Source organism: Bacillus sp. FSL K6-2841 (assembly GCF_037976435.1).
Taxonomy (GTDB): Bacteria; Bacillota; Bacilli; order Bacillales; family Bacillaceae; genus Bacillus; species Bacillus pumilus.
This window is the reverse complement of record NZ_CP150266.1, coordinates 848,502-872,593: the sequence shown is the minus strand read 5'-3', so window position 1 is coordinate 872,593 and position 24,092 is coordinate 848,502. Positions and strand designations below refer to the sequence as shown.

Below are 24,092 nucleotides of genomic sequence, written 5' to 3'. Positions count from 1 at the left end.
AGACCTCCTACTGATGAGATAAATCTGTCAATATATCAGCAAATTTTTCAGCTTGATTCATGACTGCAATTGGATCATAAGGCCAAAAGAATTCTGCATCTAGTTGATAGGTTTGCTCTTTTTTGACAGCTTTTAAACTCTTCCAAATGGAATTATTTTTATCAAATGTCCCGCCATTTGATTCATCAATGAATATATAATCTCCTGCATATTTCGGAAGGGTTTCATAGGAGAGTACTTCGTAGCCTGTTTTACTGTTTAAAATTATATCTTCGACCTGCTTTGGTGGGTTCATTTGCAGTTGTTGATATAGTGCCTGTCCACCTCGGTAAATTCCGTTCCCATACACATACACATCGTTTTTAAACGCGCCCATGATGGACACTGTGTCATTCTCTTTTAATGCAGACTTCACTTTTTTTCGAGCTGTTTCGATTCGTTGATCAAAGGAGGCAAGAAACGCCTTTCCTTCCGCTTCTTTGTTTAACACTTTAGCCAAAGTCTTGATTTCTTCCTGTGCATCTTTGAATGAATTGTAAGGGTATACGAGTGTTGGCGCTATTTTTTTATACACATCATAGACTTTTTCGTCCTGTACTGCTGTGATAATCAGATCAGGCTTTAAGCTAAGTACTTTTTCAGCTGAACGTTCGTCACTAATGTCCTCTATTCCTTTGATCTTGTCCTTCAAGTGTACATTCTTTAAATCTTGTGTTGTTGCACCTACAGGGTGAACATCCAATGCAATGGCACTGCCTAAATATCCATCTATGAGAATGCGTTTTGGGTTTGCCGGAATGTCGATTTTTCCTTTTACGGTCTCAATGGTTTTCGTTTGTTCCTTTGTTTCTGCCGTTTTGGCTTGTTCTTTATGACCACAGGCTGACAATATCAGCATGAGGATGACAGCACATATCCAATATGTCTTTTTCATATGAGTATTCCTCCTTCATTCCCTGATATAAATGAGAATAGTTATCAATTACTAGTCTCATGTATTCTAACAACCTCATACGAAATGGTCTATGGAGGATTCTCGCAACTTACATATGGACAATTGTTGGATCGGCTGCCTGAGTTAATTGGGAGACAAATCGGTTCATTAAATGAATCACCCGCTCCCCCTCATCAAATCGAAACTCCTCTAGCTTTAGTGGATAGAAGGTTCCGTTTTTCACAGCAGATAATTGACGAAGAACATCGCTTTCCTCCAGCCGCTGATCCATTTGTTCATACCACCCATGTTCAACACTTACAATAAAAAACATGTGATCCGCCTCGAATTCTCTTAGCCTCTCTAAAGGAATGACTGTATGTTGATTAGGGAGAAGAACTTCTTCTAGAATCGTCTTCGGAGGCTTTAAGTCAAGCGTTTCATAAAGGTAGAAGGCGCCTCTAGCATCATAGGACCACATATACACTTTGTCATGTCCTCTCATTTCATAAATCGCCACTGTCTCTCCTTTTTTCCTAAAGGAAGATAGATCATTTCTTGCCTTCTGACTCACATGTTTGAAGCGTTTCACCCAATCATCTGCCTCTTTCTCTCTTCCTAACAGGCGGCCTGTAGATAAGACCTCTTGTACCACATGACCACCGCCATATGGCAAAACAAGGACAGGGGCAATCCGCTCCAACCGCTTGATCAACTCAGGCTTCGAATAAAAATAGTTAGGAATGATGATTAAATCTAGTTGAAGTGATTTGAAAACGTCATCAGGCGTGTGTTCATCTATGACCAGCGCACCTGCCAGCTGATCTTTGAGTATATCTGAATGAAGAAAGGTTTCTTTTTCAATGCAGACAGGGCGAATGCCTAGCGCGACCAATGTTCCGACAAATTGAAAAGCAGCAATCCGCTCTGGTCTTCGATTGTTTCGGAACTGACTAGGGGTCCTTCCTGTCTTCCGCCTGAAGATCCTGCTGAAATATAAACTGTCTGTATAGCCCACTTGCCGCGCAATCATTTGAATTTGATCATCTGTTTGCAGAAGACGTTTTTTTGCTTCATCCATTCGAATTTGGGCAATATAGTCCGTCACACTTAGTCCCATACTTTGTTTGAAAAAGGTCGAAAAATAGCTCTCATGAAAACCCATCTTATGGGCTAAGTCTTTTCTCGTTAGCTTTTTTTCATAATGCTGCGCCATATATTGCAAAATCATTTCAATAGAATAATGCACCTTCTCAGTGTATGGCTTGGATTGACGGTGAAAGATGTGCATGATGTCCTCCAGCCCCTTCACCTGTTCTTGGGTGCTTTGACTCGTCTTCATTTGTTTGATGCAGGAAAAAAGCATGGCAGAGCCTTTGACCATCGATCCATTATCCGGGAGATCGTCATAATTCATCTTATAGACCAATTCATTTTGCGCATCATTTGCCAGGGTAAATTGGTTAAATGTGATTGTGTGAATTGACACCACCTCGCTTGATAAAGATTGGAGCATGACGTTTATACCTGAGCGGATCAATATACTGTCTTTTGCGTTTAGCTGATATTGTAATCCTTCCATTTCAATTCTCACAGATCCATCGCAAGTCAAGAACATAGGGGAAGATGTTTGCCAGGAGACTGTTTGTTTGTCAGAAAGAGATCGCTCTCTACTTTCTTTCATGCGCAGAATGGTATGAGTACGGGTTGTCATTTTCTCTTTCTCCTTCCATATAAAAAAAGTGCTAAAATTTTAGCACTTCAATGGTTGACTGGATGTTCCTGTTCATGAACGAGCGCCAGCCGTTTGCAATTCTTTGTTTTTCTCTTTAAAGCGTTCGTTATGAGAAGAAACATACGCCACTTTTTCGGCTTCTGGCTCGATATACAGCTTTGCGCTATTGAGCGCATTGACTCCGTCAACAAATGTCCCAGCAATTAAGCGGACCTTGCTTTTATGTGTACATAAATCGCCTACCGCATAGACGCCCGGTAAATTGGTTTCCATTTTTTCATTGACCTCGATTAGTCCCCATTCACCTTGCTTGAGTCCCCATTCTGATAGCACGCTTAAATCGCCTTTCATACCGTGGTTGACGATGACAGCGTCTGTTTCTATTCGTTCGATTTCACCTGTCTCTAAATGTTGAATAGTGACAGCATCAATTTTGTCACCTTGACCATGAAGTTCCGTCAGTTCATGTGGGGTTAAAATTCGTGTGCAAGATGCTTTCATGTTGGCGACGTTTTTCTCATGTCCGCCAAACATGTCACGGCGATGCACGACGGTGACACTTTCAGCAATTGGAACAAGGGCATTTGCCCAGTCAACCGCAGAATCGCCGCCTCCAGAGATGACCACTCGCTTTCCTGCAAATGTCTTAAGCTCCTGCACTGTGTAATAAAGGTTTGTCACTTCATAACGGTCTGCATGCTCGATTTCAAGTTTCCGCTGAACAGGAATACCGTGGCCCATTGCTAAAATGAGGGTCTTCGTCAAATGGCGATCACCATTCTCAGCTGTCAGCAAAATGTTCTGATGTTCATCGCGCTCGAATGACGTGATTTTTTGATTCAGTGCAATCTCTGGTTCAAATGTTTTCGCCTGCGTTTCCAGCTGCTGAATCAACTGTTCACCTCTTGTTGGCGGCAAACCGCCTACATCCCAAATGACCTTTTCAGGATACAGTAGGATTTTCCCGCCAAGGCTTTCGTTATACTCAAGTACCTTCGTCTTTAAATCCCGCATCCCACTATAAAAGGCGGTGTACATTCCTGCTGGACCGCCGCCAATAATGGTGACGTCAAACAATTCAAGTTGTTCTGTCATTTGAGTCCCTCCAGTTTTTCATCGATTGATCTATTTATAAGTGATATTGATTCTCATTATCATATGTACCTATTGTAGTCTACTCTGGTGAAGGGAATCAATAGCTTTCTGCAAAAAAAGAACAGGACGAGCGCTTTCTCGTCCTGTCATCCATCACACAATCGTTAATCCAAGGTCCTTTAATTCCAGCGAAACAAGTCTTGCAATCGCATCTGCTCCTTCTTTTGTAAAGTGCGTGCGATCCTCTATGCCTGTTGACAGCATAAAGTAAGAAGTCGTTTTCTCTATGCCGGAAATTTGATAAAACTGAAGGCTTGCCGTATTTAAATCTACAAGAAGGACTTCTTCTTCATCAGCTAGTTCTTTCATAGCGGCACAGTAATCAGGGAAATCATTGATATATTCTCCGTCTTTTTCATGAAAGCGGCCAACTGGCGTTAATAAAAGCGGTGTAGCTCCTTTCGCTCTTGCTCCGTGAATATATTGTGACAAATAGCTTTTATACGTTGTGAAAGGATCTGTATGCCGTTCGGGCTTCTCCGTTGAAGCATCATTGTGCCCCATTTGTGTGAACAGCCAGTCCCCAGGCCGTATGTCAGCCAATATTTTATCAAGCCGTCCTTCTTCAATGAATGTTTTTGAGCTTCTTCCACCGATTGCGCGGTTGTCGACGCTCACACCCTGCGCTGTGTAGCGATGTAAAAACTCTCCCCACCCTCCTTGAACAGGACGATCTGGGTAAGATGAAACGGTTGAATCACCAGCTAAATAGATGGTTGTCATGTTCATACGCCCCCTTTTTCATATAGCCACTCTAATAAGCGATGCGGACATCCAAGTGGCTGCTGAAAAGATATGAAACAATCAGCATCGCTACTTCATTCATTCTCTTTTTAATGATCAAAACCCTGCTTACCGGTAGATGTGAATACGTTAAATATGCGGCGGAAGTTCTACTTTTGTCTCAACGGCTTGCTTTAACGCCTGAAGCATATAGCCAATTCCCTTATATGGAGCTAGCGGATAAATCGCTTTCTGATGAGGAAGTAATAAAGGATCGATCACCTTTCGATATTTCTTTCCACCTAGTATCACTAATTCATCATATGCAGTGAGATATTTTTCATGAAATTGCTGACTTAGTGCTTCTCTTGTTATCTGATCAGTATGCGGTGTACCAAAAGCCACATCATAATTTTCATGAATAATATCATCTACCTTTAAGAATCCATGCTTCGCTGAAATGATTAGGTAGTCTGAAAAGAATGTTTGGGCATAGCTTTTCGTACGTTGATGCAGCGGACTTAAATAAACGAGGTTCGCCGGCTGGCTCCCTGCCTCTGGATGGACGTCCCACATTTTCTTCGCCCCACATGGAATGATACAAACTCGCTTCACTTGATTTTCTCCTTCCTTCGTTGATACATCCGATACAACATACAACCTAGCGCTGTGCCAAGTGTATTTAAGAGAATATCATCAATATCGCTGCTTCTTGTAATCATACCAGATTGCGAGAATATCCATTGAAGCACTTCAATCATTGTTGACAAGAAAAAGCCAGCAAGAATCGCCTTTTGCCAGCGCAAGGTTCGGAATGCTTGATAGAGAAAAAAACCAAGTGGCACAAATAACAAAATGTTCCCTGCCAAATTTAAAAAAACAAGATTGGGATAGCCGTGATGATAGGCATGGAGATTTTGATAAATGGACTGCAAAGGCATGAGGTTGACACTCACCTGATCCCTTGGTGCGGAAAAACGATTAGGAAAGACCGTCAAATACAATAAAACATTCGTATACATAAACAGAAAGGCAAGAACGATTTCTGTTCGTAAATAGATAAATCGTTTGTGCTTTTTCGCCTGTCTGTATCTCATATGTAGATAGAGCGGGACGAGCAAGAGAAAATAAGCAATGGAAAACATCGCACTGAATGTCATACGGAGAGCTGCCCCTTTCTCACATGATGCTTGACCATATTTACAGCTTATTCAGGCTTGCCTGCATCTATTCATCACTTATTCTCCTATTCAATGACGAGAAACCCATATTGACAAATCGTCATTTTTCCGCTAAACTGACTGACATTCAGTCATTTAAGGTCGGTGATGATGTGTCGAAACGAGAAAAGATTATGCTTGCTGCCATTGGCGCGTTTAAAGAAAAAGGAATCGAAAAGACGACCATTTCGGATATTGTGAAAGCAGCAGGAGTAGCGCAAGGAACGTTTTATTTATATTTTCCTTCAAAGCTTTCCGTCATGCCTGCTATCGCAGAACATCTTATCGCACAGATGGTGCCTGCGATCGAAAAGGAATTAACTCAGCATGCAGATGTCCTCGATCAAGCAGATGCGCTTGTTGAATTCATCTTCTCTTTTACAAGACAATACCGTGACGTCCTTGCTCTGACCTACTCAGGTTTAGCTGCCACGGAGCATTTAAAGGAATGGGAAGATATTTATGAGCCGATTTACAAATGGGTCGCTGCTTTTTTAGAAAAAGCAAAGCAGGACAATAAGGTCCGTGCGAATTTGAACTGTCAATATGCAGCCAAATTCATTATCGGTTTACTGGAATCGTCTGCTGAGCAAATGTACTTATTTACAGAAACAGATACAGAAGAGGTTCTGATTCAAAAGCGAGAGGTAAAGCAATTTCTCCTTTACGCACTTGGCATAGAGACACCTTAACTTAGTACAGCACTTGCTGTACGCTCTTTTTTGGTTTCAAAATGACGAATCGTCAGTTTTTAGTTTTAGGAGGAAATACGATGAAAAAAAGCTGGATGTATGTCGCACTCACTTGTTTATTCGAATTACTTTGGGTATTTGGTTTAAATAAAGCTGATGCTGTGTGGGAGTGGGCGATCATTATCTGCCTGATCCCGGTTGATTTTTATTTTTTAATGAAAGCCTGCGAGAAGCTGCCGACAGGCACCGTGTACGCCGTGTTTGCCGGAGTTGGAACGATTGGTACGTCTTTGATGGATTATGCGCTGTTTGGCGGTTCGTTTTCATTAGAAAAACTCTTATTTATGGGTATTTTAATTCTCGGCATTATTGGACTGAAAGTGTCTGATGGAGATGCACATGAGCAGAAAGGAGAAGCGGTATAAATGGGCTGGTTTTTTGTGCTGTTAGCCTCTGCCTTTGAAATTGGCGGAACCATTGGTCTCAATATGTTCAGTAAGAAAAAGCAAATCACGACAGGCATTTTATTTGTTGGCGGATTTGCCTTATCCTTTTTGTTTTTATACGCCTCGTTCTCTTCCGTTCAAGTATCCGTTGCCTATACAGTCTGGATTGGACTTGGAACAGCGGGCTCTGTCTTGTTTAATATGATTCTATTTAAAGAGCCGAAAAACATGATTCGTATCCTCAGCTTGCTGCTGATTGTGATTGGCGTCGTTGGGCTGAAGTTATTTGCGTAATTAAATCACAAAAAAGGAAGGGATCAAAGTCCCTTCCTTTTTTATTTCTCGTTTAATGGATATCTTGCTGCTCGAGCAAGATACCCATTGCGTAAATCATTTCGCCTTTTTCATCTAATAAAAAGTACACAATCAAAGGTTCGCCAAAAGCTACTGTTTGCTGCGTGAACAAAACACAGGTGAATTTTTCGATACCAATTGGAAGCTTTCTTTTTAATATAGGGTGAAGAATAGGCGAAGTCCGGATTGTATCTACATCAACATCCCAACATTCGTTTTTTAAAGTTGGATAATGCTCTGATAACAATTGGTGTAACATGTCGGTTGTGAGCGTTGCTTTTCCATCGTACCCATCATCTATTATGTTGGTGTTATACATCCGACGGCTGCTCACTTTTTGAAGCATTGATTCGTATTCCTTTTAAGACAAATCGTTTCTGGCCATCAAGAGTACAAGTGATCAATGTCAGTTCATTTTTCCCGCGATCCTTTAATACATCAACATCCGTCGGTTCAATTGTAGCTGAGCTGACAATTTTATATTCGTATGTTTTCGCTTGATGATGTAAGACAACTTTTTCTCCTTTCGGCACCTCAGGCAGCTGCCTGAAAAGCCGATCACCTCTATACCCTCTATGGCCTGCAATCGTGAAATTCCCTTCACCTGGCATTTGATGAGATTTGATCTGAGTCAGTGCAATACCTAAATTTTCTTTTGATGTAACAGGAAGCACTTTTTCGTTTAAATCAATTGACGGGATCTCTAGCTCCATTACATCTCGAAGGTCTTCTTCTGACACAGTGAGATGTGGAATAGAAGAAAGGGCATCACTGTCATTTTCTTCTATCATCTTTAATGCCTGTTCCATTGCCGCTGTCTCTTGAGAAGTTCGCCACTCATATATAAAAGGAACGGAGATGAGCATTAGTCCCGCGACCACCAAAAAGCTGCCTAATAAGGTTCTTTTTTTCATTAATACACTCGTTCCTTCCTTTTACTGAATGGTTCTTCTTCTAAGAACAAGGAGAACAGCTCCAGATACTACTAGTAAAATCCCTGCATACATCATATAACGCAGCCATTCTTCTCCAGTCTTTGGCAGCTCACCGTTTGAGTCATGGGGCGGATGTTGATCCCCTTTATCTGAGGCTGGAGGATTCGTGTGGTCCTCTTCATTCTTCATTGGAGCATTTTTCACAATCATTGTCTTGATCTCCACTTCGCCCATTTGAATTGTAAAAGCGAGTGGTTTTTTTAAAGCTACATAACCATTTGGAGCTTTCGTCTCTGTGAGTGTATATTCACCAGGTTTAAGCCCTTTGACAATGGCTTCTCCGTCTTTTCCTGTTGTCACAGATTTTATCGTTTTTCCAGCTTTTGTACGAATGTCAAAGGCTGCACCTTTTAAGGTTCTATCTGTCTGCGAATCTACCTTTATGATACGCAGACTTCCTAAGATCAAATGATTCTTTGCTGTTAATTGAAGTGGCTTCTGCTGATTTTTTTCAATTGTAAACAGGATCGGCTTATGATCCAATTGATAGCCATGAGGTGCTTTCGTTTCAACGAATTGATATTCTCCCGGTTTTAGATCGTTGATATGAAGCTTTCCTTTTTGGTCGGTTACAAGTGATTTCTTCAACGTTTTCCCTTCTTTACTCAGAAGAGCAAACTCTGCATGTTCGAGCGTATGTCCCTCATCATCCACTTTGGTCAGTTCCACTGCTCCCGGCGTCAGTTTGTTGATCATTTCTACTTTTGCTGGTTTGTCTTGACCTAATCGAATCGTAAATGAGACAGGTGTCTGATCCAATTCATAGCCGGCAATGCTTGCTGTTTCGACAAATTGGTAGGTTCCTGGCTTCAGTTGATCGACTGTCAGTTGACCGTTTTTGTCTGTCTTTAAGTCTTTCTTCACACGCTGACCGTGCGCATCAATCAGTTCAAAGGTCACGCCAGCGAGCAACTGACCATCCTCCCCTTTTTTCTCAAGTTTCACAGCACTTGTCGTCCGAATATTTTCTTTTGTCACTTTCACCAGTTGATTTGGATTGAAATCAATCTTGAAGTCTACTGGTTCTGCATCAAGTTGATGTCCAAAAGGAGCCTTCGTTTCAACCAATTGGTAAGCGCCTGGTTTCAAATCGTTGACAGTGATGATGCCTTTTTCGTTGGTTGTTAAACCTGACATCAATTCTTTACCATCGTCATTGAAAAGTGTAAATTCTGCGCCTTTCAATCTTTCTTTTTCTTCCCCTATTTTTGTTAGTTCTACAGAACCTTTCTTGAGCTGATTGATGGCCTCCACTTGAATCAATTCTTTTTGACCTAATTCAACTTCAAAGACAAGTGGTGTCGCACTCAATTCATAGCCTTCAAGACTCTTTCTTTCAACAAATTGATAGGTTCCTGGTTTTAGACCTGTGAAGGTAATCTTTCCATCCTGATTGGTTGAGATTCCTTCTCCTCCTGCCACTATTTTTCCTTTGGCATCAGATAGATCAAAGACAACCCCTTCTAATGATTTTCCATCTTCGCCTTTTTTGTGTAACAGCACTCCGCCTGTAGTGCGGCTATTTTCTTTTGTCACACTGACTAGCTTCTCAGGGTTAAATGGGATAGCAAAAGTGACAGGTGTTTCGTCAAGCTCATGACCGAATGGAGCCTTCGTTTCAACAAACTGATAGGTTCCTGGTTTAAGATCGTTGACGATGATTTCCCCGTTCTGATCAGTGACAAGACCTGTTTTTATCTCTTTTCCATTTGCATCTACAAGCTTGAATTCTGCTCCTTCAAGCGCTTCATTCTTTTCACCAAGCTTCGTGAGCTGGACAGCTCCAGTTTTGAGATCATTGATCACTTTGATCTCTGCCGGTGTTTTTTGTGCGATTTCGATGGTAAACGGATAAGGTTTGTTTTTCTTTTGATAACCATCAATACTCTCTGTCTCTACAAGCTGATATTTTCCCGGTTTGAGGTTATTGACCAAAAGCTTCCCATCTTCATCTGTTGTCAAATCTTTACGTACAACTTCGTCATTTTGATCCGTGATTTCAAATCGAACACCTTGAAGCTTCTTGCCATCTTCCCCTTCTTTCATCACTTCTAGTGCACTTGTTTCATATAGGTTCTTTTGTGAAATGATGACTGGTTCTGTTGGATCGAGTGGTACTTCAAATGTGATTGGTGTTTCATCTAATACATAACCATCGGGTGCTTTTGTTTCAATGAGCTGATACGTACCCGGTCTTAGTTCGCTTATCGTGATCTTGCCATTTTCTCCTGTGACGAGCGAACCATTTAGCTCATGCCCATCTTGATCTAAGAGCTTGAACTGTGCACCTTCTAGTCTCTCTCCGCCTTCACCTATTTTGCTCAATTCAGCAGAGCCTTTGATGATGTCATTTACTGCAGTGACAATCGTTGTTTCTGTTTGATTTTCTTTAATGGTGAACGGCCATTTTTGCTGATTTAATTGATAGCCTTTCGGTGCGTTTGTCTCCACAAAATAATAGGAACCTGGGTCAAGATGTTTGAAAAGAATTTCTCCTTTTTCGTCCGTTTTCAAATGGGTTTGAACGGTATCCCCAGATTCATTTTTTAGTTCAAATTCTGCATTCTCTAATGCAGCACCTGTCTCTTTGTCTTTTTTCGTGAGCTTGACATGCTGGCGGATTTCTTGGTTCTGCACCGTCATGCTATTTCCTGTTTTCGCTTGATCTCCTGATTCATAAGGCTGATCAATCGTGACATTGATTGGTTCTTTTGTCTTAATATAACCATCGGGTGCTTTCTCTTCTGTCACGATATAGTCACCATACAGAAGACGATCAAATCGAAGAGCTCCTTCTTCATCTGTTGTCTTTGTTCCAATGACGATACCGCTCGCCGCATCTGTCAGAGAAAAGCTTGCTCCTTTTAGCACTTTTCCACTACTCGCATCTACTTTTTTAATGGTTAAAGCGCCAATCGCTCCTGTGCCATCTCCCATGCCAGCGGTACGTTTGACCACAATTGAGGCTTCGGATTCCTTTTTAATTTCTTTTACATTTTCACCTCTAAACGTTACTTCGTTTTGTAGTGTACTTCCCACCTTATCTAAAATGAGAGATTGGTATTCTAAAATATATGGTCTCGTGATTTCTTCTTTAAATTTGATTTGAAAAGAATCTGGATCGAATTCAAGGTCTAGCTCATAATCCTTCCCTTTTTCCAGCTCTTCCTTTTTGGTCACTTGCCCCTTTTCATCTATTGTCGTCGAATACAGATGAAATGAGTTTTCTATTATGGCTTGGTTACTGCTCGGATGGTCTATAATCGTCGCATCTTGGACTGTTGATTGACCAAAGTTGATATTCAGTTTCCAATCAATGACTTTTCCTTGCTGATTTCCTGATTTGCTTGTGTATTTCCCTCCATTTGGAATGGATACCTCAGCATTCACGTCTGATTCTTTCGTCTTTCCATCATACAGGGTCGCTTTATTTTCATAGGTTTTCTGTACTAAATCCATTCCTTCAACACTTGTTTGATACGTGATTTTGTATGGGGAATCAATGGCATGTTTGAAAGTGACTTCGAAGCCTGATTCTCCCTTTTCATTTTCAAGGAATTTGATGTCATAATGTTCTTTCGCTAATACCTCTTTTTCTTCCGCCCCATTTTCCCCGCCTTGTAAATCAAGCGAGTAGACGATGATTGAATCTTTAAGCAAACGCTGATTTCCTTGAATGAAATCCTCGATTTTCGCCTCTTCTAAATGTTTCAAGTTATAGTTCACACCGATATTCCATGTGATCTCTTTTTTCTTTGCATCATATGTTCCGTTCTTGAACCCATTTGACTGCGTGTATGTGTCAGGCGTGAAGACAGATTGATTTTCCTTCGTCAAATCCTTGCCATCTTCATTTATCCATTCAAGCTTTACATGATTTTGCAGGTTCTTTTGATCTTTATCTGCTCTTTTTTCATAATCAAAAGACGTTGTATATGTGACGGTATGTTCTGTCTTGATTTCTTTCATAAATTGAATATCAAAACCATTTGCATGTTCAACGATTTGATAATCTGTGCCTTCCTCAAGCACTGTATTACCTGTCGTCACTTTTAAACTATCTTTTTGCAGCGTCAATCCTTCGTTTGTAAACGTATCTTTTAATATCAGGTTGTTCATGGTTTGTTGATCTTTGTTGAAGACGATACGCCATGGAATGGTCTTGTTCTTGTAATTCGGTGTTCCATGATTTTTCGTCAGGATTTGCTGATCAATTCTTTGCTTTCCTTGTTTGCTCTCTTTACCAGCTGTTACAGTATTGATAATCTCTTCAGCTTCGAAAATCCGCTCGGTTGCTTTTGTTTGATATGTGATGAGATAAGCCGATTGAATATCTTGATTGAATTGCAAGGTAAACCCGTTTTGTTCATCCTTTTTTTGAGGTTGAACCACATAATTTCCAAACGCTTTTGTTCCTGATTCTTTACCATCCTGATCAATTGTGACTTCCTTGACTTGAAATGAATCAGAAATCAGCGCCTGTGTGCCATTAAAGAAGTCTTCTAACAAAGCATCCTTTTCAGCAATCTTTTTTTCGTTATAGTTATAACGAATTTCCCACGTAATTGTTTGTGTGACTGGGTCGTAGTGGGCGGCTTTTTTATTTAAAGGACTGCCTCTTGTCACATTCACTGTTCCTTCTGCTGAACTAATCACTTTATCAGCAGAGACAAGGGACGCTTTATTACGAAACGCAGACTGATCTTGATTCGTAATGTCCGTTTCATACATTAAACGGTAGGCTAGATGCACGTCATCTTTAAATTCAATCGTGAAATCTTGACCATCTGCTGTTTGGCCGATTGTGTAGTGATTTTCGTCAAGCAGCTGACCAAGTGATGTTTCACCATTTAGCTTTGTATCAACACGATAAAGCTTGATTGAATCTTTCTTTAACGCTTGACCTTCTTGAATCGGATCTAACAATTTCGCTTGTTTCACATCGTCTAAGTCCATATTAAAATCGACTGTCCATTGAATGGTTTCAGCATTGTAAGATCGATTTGGTTCTCCCTTTTTCGAGACGTTTGGACCATTTGGAATGTATTGAATCGGGATCGATATCGTATCTTTGCCTTCAATCGGGGTAATGACCACTTCTTTTTCTTCAGTAATGACTGTTTTTTGATCTAATTGCGTCCACACTTGAAGTGTTCCATGGATATTTGAATATTGTTTAATAAAATCCGTGAATTCGATGGAGGCATTTCCGCTCTCATCTACAGAAAAATAACCAATGGTTGCCTGATTAAATTTCATCTCAAGACGATCGATTTTTTCATAAATCACTAATTCCTCTGGAACCTTGAAATGGAATTCATCCCCGCCATTATAGCTATGACCATTTGGGATCGCCCACTCATAGTTAATGGAAATAAGCGAGTTGATGTCAGGCTTATCAACTGAATTTCCTTCCTGATCTTCAAAAATTAATTTTGCATCAGTGAGAAGATTTTCTTGTATTTGCAATTGTTTTGAAACACTTTGCAGCCCTACACGCTTAGATACGTTCACTTTGTTTTTTAGTAATTCCTCTTCATCGCTTTGTTTCGTTTGAGCGGCTTCTTGATTCTTATCTTCTTTTTCAGATGAGGTTGAGTCCTCTTTTGGAAGGCTTTCTTCACCCTCATTTTGCTTTGTTTTCTCTTTTTGCTCAGCTATACTAGTGACATCGATGTCTATTGATCCTTCTAAATTTGGATCAAGCTCAACATCCTCTTTCAATATGACCGTCACTTCATTTTGTTTTGAAACGGTATACTCGCCAACAGATATGTCACCCACAGTAATTAGTTCCTTCTGCTCCTTTTCTACCTGTATGCCTGCAGGAAGTGAGAGAACATACGGAAATTGCTTTTTTAGATCAATTCCTTTTATCGACCAATGAACAATGGCCTTTCTGACTTGCTGATCTTCCTTGTTTGATAACTTGTTTCCTTCGCTGTCAGCAAACTCAATTTCCCCAAAAATATTTTCTTGAATTTCTTTGGCCTGTGCTCCTGCTAAAGGCAATATTCCCAATATACTTGACTGTATGACTAACACGGTGATGAGAGCCAATGACAATATTTTTTTCAATACATACACCCTTTTCTAAAATTAATTTTCAACAACAATAAAAAAACAATTTGGATACTATCTGATAAATCACTCCGCTTCTGATCAAATATTTTTTTAAAATAGCTCCTTAAGACCCTATGAATAAAATGAGTTGATCAATCATGAACTTGAAAGGGAATCATGAGTAGTGGATATAGTATCTGGATAGGGGTCTATAGAAATGGGGAATAGTGAGAGGGATCGTGAAAAGAATAAATGTGAATTTTTCTATTTATACTGGAATGAACAATAAATAATGTGTACATGCATATATAAGCATGTATTCACATATGGTTCGTTCATATGAAACAAGCATGTATCATATGGTATGTATGGTGAGACAGTTCAGCATCATGTAGATCGCATTCCTTTCTACTCCCTTTCATATGGTAATCAAAAAGCTGCTGCGTTTTATTCTTACATTTACCGTTTCAACAGCAAAAAAATAAACAAAATATCTAAAATGATCCATTTTTATAGGATTCATGGCTCATTTATCACCTTTTAAAAGAAAAATATGGAGAATCAACGCTTAACATTTGTTTTCGTCTAATTTTTTTCTCTTTTATCATGAAAAGTGAAGACAAAACGATTTAGCCTAAACATTACAATCATTTCATGCCTATTTTGAGAATCAAATGTTCTTTAAGTGAACTTCATAATATAGAGGCAATCCAAGGAAAGGAGTTAGTTGTTTGATGGAGCTCATTGATAATAAATCAAAGAGATGGATAAACATTTTAAAACTGCTTGTATCCAAAAATAAGTGGTGGAGCCTTCAAGAGATATCGAATGAACATATCGGTTCGGTTCGTGCCATTCAAAGCGATTTAGAACAAATGAAATCGTTCCAAACAGAGAACGGAGAGCCGTTAATCCACATAAAGCCAAGACAAGGCATATCCATTTGTTATACACAGACGATACGAGTCGACTACTATATCAAAGAAATTTTAAAAGATACGATTGAAATTCGATTGATTGACGGCATTTTTTTCGAACAAAACAGGTCTTTCTATGAATGGATGGACACGCTTAATATCAGTAGATCCACATTGTATAACACCATTCATAAAATCAATTCCATTCTTATCTCTTATGACATTGAGTTACGCCCAGATAGTATGCAGTTCCATGGAAATGAGAAGGAGATTCGTCAATTCTTTGTTGAATTTTTGTTTGAAGTGTATGGAAGCCGGCTTTGGCCATTCGATGATATTCAAAAGCAAGACGCAGTTGATTTATTACAGGAGCTATTTCAGGTGCTTGAAGTCAATGTGCCAGATGTGGCGATAGATAAATACTGCCTGTGGTTTGCCGTCTCCATTCACCGAATGAGGAAAAATTTCACAATAAGCCGTAAATATACGTACTCAATGAAAGAGGAAAAACAAAATTCTGTAGCCAAAGGGATCTATAATCAAATCAAAACATGGGAAGAGCATATTTGCCGAATGACCAAAGACGTATTTGATGTGACGCTGGATCATCATGAATTTGTCTTTTTGCTATTGATCGAACCAGCTATTGGTCACTTTAAATCAATTGAAACTGTCGAAGAAAAATTGACGTTCTTTCAGTCACATACACCACGACTCTATGATGCCATTCATTCATTTATCAACCAATTGGAGTCGATTTTTCATCAAGAAATAGCGAATCGCAAGGTGATGACACTCGTTCTTCTCCAATATTATGTGTATTCCAATGAAATTACCGTGAGAGATGGGTTCCTTTTCAAAAAGAAATCGAGCTATTTATCAGAGGTGAAAAAACAGTTTCCTTACTTCTATTCGAGGATTACTCATATCATCCAAGAGTTAAAAACAGACGATATCCTCGGTTCTTTTGTGAAAAATGAACGGGAATTGATTCGTATCATTACGTCTTCATGGAGAGGACTTGTTCATTTGGAGATGGAACGGAGAAACGCGCTGAACATCTTTGTTATTTCAACATTAGGCTATTATCATAGCTTGTTTATTGCTGATTTAATTAAATTAAGCGTGCCTCCTCTCATTCACATTTTCACAAGTCCAGAGAATACATTAAATGATGTTACGATGGATCAACTTGGGATTGATATGATTGTGACTGATACTGAGCTTCCGGTTCAATTCGGGCGGTCTACGCTTCTGATCAGCTCTTTTCCAACAAAGAAAGAATTGGACAACTTGCACCGAAGATTGGTTGATATGATCGACTAATGTATATCAAAAATAAGCTGCTGAGGAGCTCTCAAGCAGCTTTTTGCTTCTGTATTAATGAAGCACGATTTGTTCATTCATCAAATCAATGGCATAAAGTGATTGCTCATATTCATCTAATAATAGGTATACTTTGAGCGGTGCAGCGGTTTGATCGGTCTGCTGCGTGAATAGGACACAAGTGAATTTTTCGATCCCCTCTGGCAGCTTGCTTTTCAGAAAAGGATGAAGAATAGGAGAGATTCGAAGGGTATCAACATCTTTTAGCCAAAGTTCATCTTGTAACGCAGGATAATGGTCAACCAAAAACTGACGAAACACTTCCAATGTACTCAAGGTAGATATCCTCACTTTCTTCTATCATGGCTTCAAGCTTACCTAAAACAAACATGTTTAAAGTCATCCTATGATGCCAGTCCATCAAATGTTGTATACTACTAGAGACATGATTTCATTTTTCTTCAAAAAGCAATGTAGATCAACTTTACTGTCATGAGGTTTTCATATGTATGACGTCTACTATATTCCAACCGATGGACCTATGATCATATTCTTATCTGTTTCTTTCGTGATGAAACGACAACTTCCTGCTACAAAATTCCAAATTTCTTCAAAAAATTGGTGCATTGAGACAAAAAAGAACAGCTCCTCACTGTTCTTTCAAAGAAAACACTTCGCCGCTCTCTGCATCAACACCATCATGGCAATCAAGCTTTCCGCACAGAACATATTGTTTTTGCGCTTCGTCATAGACGTAGATAGGTGTAAGTTCAAGACGTTCTCTCAATTTTTCAAAGGCTTCTTTCTGAGTTACAGAAATTTCACTTGCCGCTTGAGAGGGGCTCAGTATCCCGCACACTTGAAACATTTCCTTTTTATCTATGTAATGAACGGCTTCAAACGAGCTGGCGTCAATGAAGACCTTGATCTTGTCCATAAACCCACTGCCTTCTTGCCCGTTCGTTTTTAATATTGCATGGATGTATCCATGATCACGATGGAGTGTTTTCAGAACCCACTTCCCTGAATCCTTTGGATATTTTTGCGCCAAGAAGGTTCGGACTGCTTTGATACACTCGGCTTGCTCTTCTTTTGATATCGGGAAGGAATCTGGTGACGGTTCCAATGAGAAAGCTTGTTCAACTGAAATATTCTCATGAATGTCTATCTCTTTTTTTTCAAAGGTATTGTTTAACGGTTCATTCCATTCAATGACCTTATTCACATGTAAACAATGCGTTACTTCACGTCCAATTTCAAACGGAATCGTGCCTGTTCCATCGTTTTTTACATAAATTTCTTCTAACGCATAAATAGATCGGATTCGATTATGCTCGAAGGAAGGCCATTGAAACAGCTGCACTTGCTGCTCGGCTAAATTCTCCAGCTTATCAAGGGAAAGCGCATATTTCTCAGCTTTCAGTAATGTTTTGGCTAAAAATGGACCGTGGTGTGTAAAGTACATGAGCTGTCCATGTTATCCCATTTCACTTCGATTCTGCCTGAAGGTGTTACTTTCACACCATCTATTGCTTCTTCGAAAGAAAGTTCCCCTTTTTCCTTCTGATGCATATAAAAATGCTCTCCATAGATCAACCCTGTTTCTTGTTCGATCCATTGAATGACATGAGCCGGATAAGGTCTCTTAAACGTGACACCATGCTGTGCATAGGTTTTGTCCATGACAAAAATAACTGATTCGATCTGTCCTGTATTCAAATTCACTTCAATGACAGCAGTGCCGTCTGGATTGACATCGTCGTCCTCAGGTTCAGCTTCATGAGAGGGGAACCATTCCATATTCAATGTATAAATCGTTTCATTGAACATGTTGACGTAACGATAAAAGCTGTGTCTTTTCAGATCATAAAGATCTAAGCCAAATTTCGCCTTTGTCTGTTCTATTAGTTGTTGAATGTTTGTGTTTGCATTCAATGGTTTCACCTCAAAATGGTTATATTTTATGGAAGAACAAAAATGACGATAAAGATGAAGATGATGATGGCCATAAAAAATCCTAAAGCTATTGCCATTATGTTTGACTCTTTTGTGTAGCCTGTTAATTCACCTACAGTCGATCGGTCAATTTTTCTAAAACGAAAAAGCATGCTTATATTTAAAATGGCTAGAACCATCAAAAACAAGAAAATGATCAATGCAGGATTGACGTCACTGAATGTATTATCCACATTTTGAAAAGTGAATGATTGAATAAACATAATGACACTCAATATGACTTTCCAAACATGATCTAACCGTTTTTCTTTTTCCCACTCTTTCCCTAATTTCTCTTTTTCATAAATAGCCACCTGCTCTAAAATAGGTATGAAAGACTTTGTTGTATCTTTTTTGATAAAACCTAAAATGCCTTGGAGAAGCATGAAAATTCCTAAACAAAAAAGGAAATGTGTGAGTTGTATTTTTAAAATTTCAATTGTCATAAAAAAAACGATAATCATAAGTCCGACAAATAAATTAGAGACAGCTATTTGTTTTGTCCTCATCTTTTTCAGTGCAGCTTGTTCCATGTCATAAACTCCTCCCCGTCTAAATGTTTCTGTTGAACGCTCTATCTTTATTACGATTCTACCGAAAAAATGTTTCAATATTTTCCTTTTCTATTATCAATTCGGCTTTTTTCGCAAATGAAAGACGCCCATCATTCAATGAACGTCTTATCCTTCTTTTGAAATTAGTACATCAATTCTTGAGCAACTGTTCTATCTTTTATTTGTTGAGCCGCCATGTGTTTAAAGTCATCAATAGACAGCTGTTTAGATGTCTTTTCTCCATGCTGTCTGATATTCAGTGTTTTTTCTTGCATTTCTGTATCGCCAATGACAGCGATATAAGGGATTTTTTGCATTTGTGCTTCTCTCATTTTATAGCCGAGTTTTTCATCCCGTTCATCGATTGTGACTCTGATTCCAATCTTTCTTAATTGCTGCTGCACCTCAAGGCAGTGGTCGAGGTGAACCTTTGAGACAGGGATGATTTGTACTTGCACTGGTGCCAGCCATAATGGGAAGACGCCTGCATAATGCTCGATGAGAATACCAAGGAAACGATCAAGAGAACCGAAAATGGCACTGTGAATGACAACTGGCCGTACCTTTTCATTCTTTTCATTGATATATGTTAAATCAAATTTCTCAGGCATTTGAAAATCCAGCTGGATTGTGGCGCACTGGTGGCTCCGCTGCAAGGCGTCTTTAATATGAAAATCGATCTTCGGTCCATAAAATGCCCCATCTCCTTCATTTAGCTGATAATCGACCTTTAGCCGATCAAGCACATTCTTTAGCGCTGATTCTGAAATATCCCAAATGGCATCATCCCCTAATGCTTTTTCTGGACGAGTGGATAGTTCCACAGAGTACTCAAAACCAAATGTCCGATACACATGATCAACTAATTGGAAAATCCGTTTGATTTCAGCTTCAATTTGATCTTCTCGTAAAAAAATATGGGCATCATCTTGGCAAAATGTCCTGACCCTGAACAATCCATTTAATGCGCCGCTAAATTCATGACGATGCACCTGACCAAATTCAGCCATCCTGATTGGAAGATCTCTGTATGAATATAAGCTGTTTTTAAACATAAGCATATGCCCTGGACAATTCATCGGTTTTAAAGCAAAGCTTGTATGATCTACTTCGGAAAAATACATATTTTCATGATAATGATCCCAGTGACCTGACTTTTCCCATAGCTCTTGGTTCATCATAAACGGTGTGCTCACTTCTTCATATTGCGCTTTGCTTCGAACTTCTCTTGAAAAGGCCATTAATTCATTTCTCACAAGCTGCCCTTTTGGTAAGTAAAACGGCATACCTGGCGCTTCTTCTGAAAACATGAACAGAGATAATTGTTTCCCTAATTTTCGGTGATCACGTTTGTTTGCTTCTTCCATGAAATGAAGATACTCAGCTAGTTGTTTTGGATGTTGAAACGCTACACCATACACTCGCTGCAATACATCTTGATGACTATCCCCCCGCCAATAAGCCCCTGCAACACGTGTTAGCTTAAATGACTTTACGAACCCAGTAGAAGGTAAATGAGGACCGCGGCATAAGTCGATAAATTCACCCTGCTGATACACTGTGATGGCCTCTTCTGAGGGGAGTCGTTTTAAGATATCCAGCTTATATGGATCATGTGCAAACAACGATTCAGCTTCTTTGTAAGAGACCTCCTTTCTTTGGATGAGAAGATTCTCGTTTATGATATTTTCCATCTCTTTTTCAATTGCAGCCAAATCCTCTACACTTAATGTTTGATTGAGCTTCATATCATAGTAAAATCCATTTTCGATAACAGGTCCGATTCCAAGTGTGACATTGTCGTATAACCTTTTCACAGCTTGGGCTAATACGTGTGCAGATGTATGGCGCAGCACTTCAAGCCCTTCTTTTGAATCGAGTGTGACAATAGACAGCCGAGCATCACAATCCAGCTGATGACTGACATCGACCATTTGTTCATTGATCTTTCCTGCCACTGCTTTCTTCCTTAAGCTTGGGCTAATATAGGAGGCAACATCTGCGACAGTCGTACCTGCAGAGAACTCCTTTATCTTTCCATCTGGAAATTGAATCTTCACCATTTTTTCTCTCATGACTGACACACCTTTCATTTTTTGATATAAAAAAAACACACTCATCCCTCATAAAGGGACGAATGTGTAATCCGTGGTTCCACCCAAATTCCCATAACGCATATTCGCTTTATGGCTCTGGTGCCGTAACGTGGCATAGTCGGTATTGGATACTTCAATTTTCCCCAATACAGCTCAAAGGTGGTAAGACAACTTTTCTGCGTTAGGAAGATTTCAGCGTGACTTCCCTCTCTGGTAACCGATAAAAGTGGCTCATGTCCTTTTCAAAGCAATGATCATAGTTGAGAGAACAAAAAAACACACCCATCCCTCATAAAGGGACGAATGTGTAATCCGTGGTTCCACCCAAATTCCCATAACGCGTATTCGCTTTATGGCTCTGGTGCCGTAACGTGGCGTAGACGATATTGGATACTATGATTTCCCCAATACAGCTCAAAGGTGGTAAGACATTTTTCTGCGCTAGGAAGATTTCAGCGTGACTTCCCTCTCTGGTAACCAGTAAAAATGGCTCATGTCCTTTTCTTCGCTTTTAATTTCTCCATATCTTACATGAAGGTGATGGATCATGTAAAGCATTATTTTTTGCAGTGCTACCGAAATTCATTCTTTAAATGATATGCTGGGTGTATTTACTTGGACTGTATTCAATTTGAAACGCAGGGAATAAGGCTCGTTTCACTTCTTCAGTGATGCGCTCTCCTTCTTGATTGAATTTCTTTTCCATGTCTGCACCATTTAGCACCAAATCATCTGTCTCTTCGTCAAACCAGCGGCCATACTGTATGTTCCAATTCCAGATCTTCGAGAAAAGTGTATCGCTTACTGGTACATCGTCTCTTTCTAAATGACATTGACAATGCCCACAATGAAAAGGTTCACCACCGTAATCTCCTTCAATTTTCACGAAAGGATGCTCCACAAATTCTCGACAGCACACCCATTTTTTGAAGTGCTGACCGAACTCTGTCAGTTTAAACGAGTAATAATGCATGGAAGTTCGGCTCCCTATCATGTCAAAAATCCCTTGATCAATTAATGTCTTAAGTCGATACTCAATAAAATCATCGCCGATATACTGTTCTAAATGACCGATCACTTCTCCTATTAATCGTGGGGTTACGATGTACTCCTCTTCTGGATGGGACTGATGAAGCCGCTTTGCCATTTTCACTAAATAAGCATCAAATTCATCCTCTGGTACGCTGATCGTTTGTCCTTTTTGCCATACTCTCAGGGTATGGTGTTCTTTAGCAAATAATAGCCATTCGTTTTGTAATTTCTCTCTTTCTTCTTTTGACACTGCGTGAATATGCTCTTTACTTCTGTACAAAACCTTCAATTTTTCAGATGTGATTTCCCCTGCATGTCGAATATCCATTCGTCTTGTATTTGTATTGAACAACTTGTCAAACGCAGTCGTTGTATTGATGAGAGACAATTCAATGTTTTTCTCTTTTAATAAGTAGATGGCATATCGCAAACCAATTTGCTCATGGGCATTATTGCCTGTCCAGATGAGGATATGCGTACCATCTTTGATATCTTTTATTTGCTGAAGCATTCTATGCTGATCGATGACCACGTCATCAAAATGGCCAAATTCATTTGACATCACGTTACGAAGCCACTCTATACGCTTCTCCTGTCCCTCATGTTCTTGTAATTTCAGAAGGGGGCCAATCGAATAAATGTCATGAAAAACGATCATATCATTTACTTGCTCTTGCTTCATTTCGCAGAATGCTTGTTTTAAACTACCAGCAGCCGCTGCCCCAAATACGATATGTATCATTATTCGTCTCCCTCTATCTTACAGTTTATTTCATCTTCACCTATTCATGGTTCTTGCGTCAATTCTATTGAGTCAATTTCATTCAAAAGTACGACAATGAGAAGATAAGATATATAGAATGCAGAATTGAAGAGACTATATCCCACGAAATGGGGCTATATGTTTGCTGAGCTCGCTTTGAGACTTTCTCTCTGAATGATTGATTGATTGATAGAAATCCTCTTCATTCAGTTCATGTTCTTATTCACAAATTCCCCTTCACAATCGTTCTCTTGGCTTTCTTCACAATTCTGCTAGTTGCTTTTGTGTCGGAATCCTTTGACCACTGATCGCACAGGTTCGTTACCCAATTTGGTTGTGTTTTACTCGCGTCATTGAGCCAGTTTCCTACAGAATCTTGAACATATGTGGATGGATCGGATTTGAGTAAATTTAGAATAGGCAGTGCCCTCTCTGGCTCTTGTTTTAATAACTCAATATGCTTTGTCCATACCCCTCTTGGACGGATCGACTCTACAGAGAACCGGCGAATGTTTTCATCCTCGCTTTTTGCCCATTCTGTTAAATGCTCTATACTTTGATCAAGCTGAAGACTTAGACTTTCTCTCACTGACATCCACGCAATTTCTCGAACACCAAAATGATAATCGGCTGCAAATGGTTGAATGTACGCCAGTTTCTCTTCCATTGTTGATAAACTCTGTTTGTTCATATAAGCAGCCCAGCATCGAACGCTATCAGATACGTGGTGAGCAAATGCCTGCAGCACTTTCGCTTGTTTTTCTTCATTCTCTTCACGCAGCACGTCATCTAACAATTGACCAATGAGCCGAATGGCTTTCATTCCTGATTCAGCTTTTTGTTTAGCGATCTCAGATGATACTTCCCCTAAACGATAGTCTAAACCAACGGACGGCAAAACATGCTGTATGAGCGTCATATGATTGACAGCCAGCCATTCAGTTAAATTCACACTTTCGATCTCTCCCTGATTCAAAAGGTTCAAAACTTCATGGGGGATATCAGTCCCTTTTCGAGCGCCTTTTCGATTGATCATTTCCTCACTTATTGGCATTCTGTATTCTCTCCTTGTCTACGGCTTGGATATTGACA

The 24,092-nt window shown here is 39.7% G+C and carries 20 protein-coding genes; 4 read left to right on the top strand and 16 right to left on the bottom strand.

All coding sequences use genetic code 11. The features are described 5' to 3' along the window. Positions 1-7 precede the first annotated feature (7 nt). The 6 genes from MHH68_RS04135 to MHH68_RS04110 all read right to left on the bottom strand — a co-directional run bounded on the left by MHH68_RS04135 (position 8) and on the right by MHH68_RS04110 (position 5,707). Positions 8-934: an ABC transporter substrate-binding protein gene (locus MHH68_RS04135; RefSeq protein ID WP_061407121.1), complete on the bottom strand. Its 927-nt coding sequence runs from the start codon at positions 932-934 to the stop codon at positions 8-10. 109 nt (positions 935-1,043) lie between these two features. Then, the gene (locus MHH68_RS04130; protein ID WP_339165278.1) at positions 1,044-2,648 is read right to left on the bottom strand and encodes an AraC family transcriptional regulator; all 1,605 of its coding nucleotides are present in this window, start codon (positions 2,646-2,648) and stop codon (positions 1,044-1,046) included. 72 nt (positions 2,649-2,720) lie between these two features. Then, positions 2,721-3,764, bottom strand: coding sequence for an NAD(P)/FAD-dependent oxidoreductase (locus tag MHH68_RS04125; RefSeq protein WP_268497978.1), 1,044 nt, complete (start codon positions 3,762-3,764; stop codon positions 2,721-2,723). A 153-nt stretch (positions 3,765-3,917) separates the two neighbouring features. Continuing rightward, the gene (locus MHH68_RS04120; RefSeq protein ID WP_268465900.1) at positions 3,918-4,547 is read right to left on the bottom strand and encodes a rhamnogalacturonan acetylesterase; all 630 of its coding nucleotides are present in this window, start codon (positions 4,545-4,547) and stop codon (positions 3,918-3,920) included. 150 nt (positions 4,548-4,697) lie between these two features. Next, positions 4,698-5,162, bottom strand: coding sequence for a DUF6884 domain-containing protein (locus tag MHH68_RS04115; protein WP_268497979.1), 465 nt, complete (start codon positions 5,160-5,162; stop codon positions 4,698-4,700). After that, on the bottom strand, positions 5,159-5,707 hold the full coding sequence (locus MHH68_RS04110; RefSeq protein ID WP_339165273.1) for a VanZ family protein: 549 nt from the start codon (positions 5,705-5,707) through the stop codon (positions 5,159-5,161). Before MHH68_RS04110 ends, MHH68_RS04115 begins: the two co-directional genes overlap by 4 nt. Before the next feature lie 173 nt (positions 5,708-5,880). On the opposite strand from MHH68_RS04110, the gene MHH68_RS04105 reads away from it, so the two are divergent. From MHH68_RS04105 to MHH68_RS04095, 3 genes are all read left to right on the top strand, one after another. Continuing rightward, positions 5,881-6,459: a TetR family transcriptional regulator gene (locus MHH68_RS04105; RefSeq protein WP_144463097.1), complete on the top strand. Its 579-nt coding sequence runs from the start codon at positions 5,881-5,883 to the stop codon at positions 6,457-6,459. Positions 6,460-6,539: 80 nt separating this feature from the next. Beyond that, entirely contained in the window at positions 6,540-6,884 is a 345-nt protein-coding gene (locus MHH68_RS04100; RefSeq protein ID WP_017358819.1) for an SMR family transporter, read from the top strand. Continuing rightward, on the top strand, positions 6,885-7,199 hold the full coding sequence (locus tag MHH68_RS04095) for a multidrug efflux SMR transporter (RefSeq protein ID WP_034665057.1): 315 nt from the start codon (positions 6,885-6,887) through the stop codon (positions 7,197-7,199). It begins immediately after the preceding gene. Positions 7,200-7,251: 52 nt separating this feature from the next. Here MHH68_RS04095 and MHH68_RS04090 read toward each other — a convergent pair whose 3' ends face one another. From MHH68_RS04090 to MHH68_RS04080, 3 genes are read right to left on the bottom strand one after another with little or no spacing between them, the layout of a single operon-like run. Beyond that, positions 7,252-7,578: a hypothetical protein gene (locus tag MHH68_RS04090; RefSeq protein ID WP_058015752.1), complete on the bottom strand. Its 327-nt coding sequence runs from the start codon at positions 7,576-7,578 to the stop codon at positions 7,252-7,254. Next, the gene (locus MHH68_RS04085; protein ID WP_058015751.1) at positions 7,571-8,173 is read right to left on the bottom strand and encodes a class D sortase; all 603 of its coding nucleotides are present in this window, start codon (positions 8,171-8,173) and stop codon (positions 7,571-7,573) included. The genes MHH68_RS04090 and MHH68_RS04085 overlap by 8 nt, the downstream gene beginning before the upstream one ends. A 21-nt stretch (positions 8,174-8,194) precedes the next feature. Continuing rightward, the gene (locus MHH68_RS04080; RefSeq protein ID WP_339165271.1) at positions 8,195-14,341 is read right to left on the bottom strand and encodes a SpaA isopeptide-forming pilin-related protein; all 6,147 of its coding nucleotides are present in this window, start codon (positions 14,339-14,341) and stop codon (positions 8,195-8,197) included. Positions 14,342-15,051: 710 nt separating this feature from the next. Here MHH68_RS04080 and MHH68_RS04075 point away from each other — a divergent pair. Then, on the top strand, positions 15,052-16,560 hold the full coding sequence (locus MHH68_RS04075) for a helix-turn-helix domain-containing protein (protein WP_339165269.1): 1,509 nt from the start codon (positions 15,052-15,054) through the stop codon (positions 16,558-16,560). A 54-nt stretch (positions 16,561-16,614) separates the two neighbouring features. On the opposite strand, the gene MHH68_RS04070 is transcribed toward MHH68_RS04075, so the two are convergent. The 7 genes from MHH68_RS04070 to MHH68_RS04040 form a co-directional block, all read right to left on the bottom strand. Then, positions 16,615-16,896: a hypothetical protein gene (locus MHH68_RS04070; protein ID WP_003217864.1), complete on the bottom strand. Its 282-nt coding sequence runs from the start codon at positions 16,894-16,896 to the stop codon at positions 16,615-16,617. Between the two features lie 313 nt (positions 16,897-17,209). Then, the gene (locus MHH68_RS04065) at positions 17,210-18,025 is read right to left on the bottom strand and encodes a hypothetical protein (protein ID WP_339165267.1); all 816 of its coding nucleotides are present in this window, start codon (positions 18,023-18,025) and stop codon (positions 17,210-17,212) included. Next, positions 17,995-18,495, bottom strand: coding sequence for a hypothetical protein (locus tag MHH68_RS04060; protein ID WP_339165266.1), 501 nt, complete (start codon positions 18,493-18,495; stop codon positions 17,995-17,997). The genes MHH68_RS04065 and MHH68_RS04060 overlap by 31 nt, the downstream gene beginning before the upstream one ends. A gap of 26 nt (positions 18,496-18,521) precedes the next feature. Continuing rightward, positions 18,522-19,088 (bottom strand): hypothetical protein, encoded by a 567-nt coding sequence (locus MHH68_RS04055; protein WP_169057357.1) that lies wholly within the window; start codon positions 19,086-19,088, stop codon positions 18,522-18,524. Positions 19,089-19,252: 164 nt separating this feature from the next. Beyond that, complete coding sequence (gene thrS, locus MHH68_RS04050) at positions 19,253-21,184, bottom strand: threonine--tRNA ligase (protein WP_339165263.1); 1,932 nt, start codon at positions 21,182-21,184, stop codon at positions 19,253-19,255. Positions 21,185-21,794: 610 nt separating this feature from the next. Continuing rightward, positions 21,795-22,979, bottom strand: a complete 1,185-nt coding sequence (locus MHH68_RS04045; RefSeq protein WP_339165261.1) for a DUF1835 domain-containing protein — start codon at positions 22,977-22,979, stop codon at positions 21,795-21,797. Positions 22,980-23,223: 244 nt separating this feature from the next. Then, on the bottom strand, positions 23,224-24,054 hold the full coding sequence (locus MHH68_RS04040; protein WP_339165259.1) for a DNA alkylation repair protein: 831 nt from the start codon (positions 24,052-24,054) through the stop codon (positions 23,224-23,226). Between the last annotated feature and the right edge of the window lie 38 nt (positions 24,055-24,092).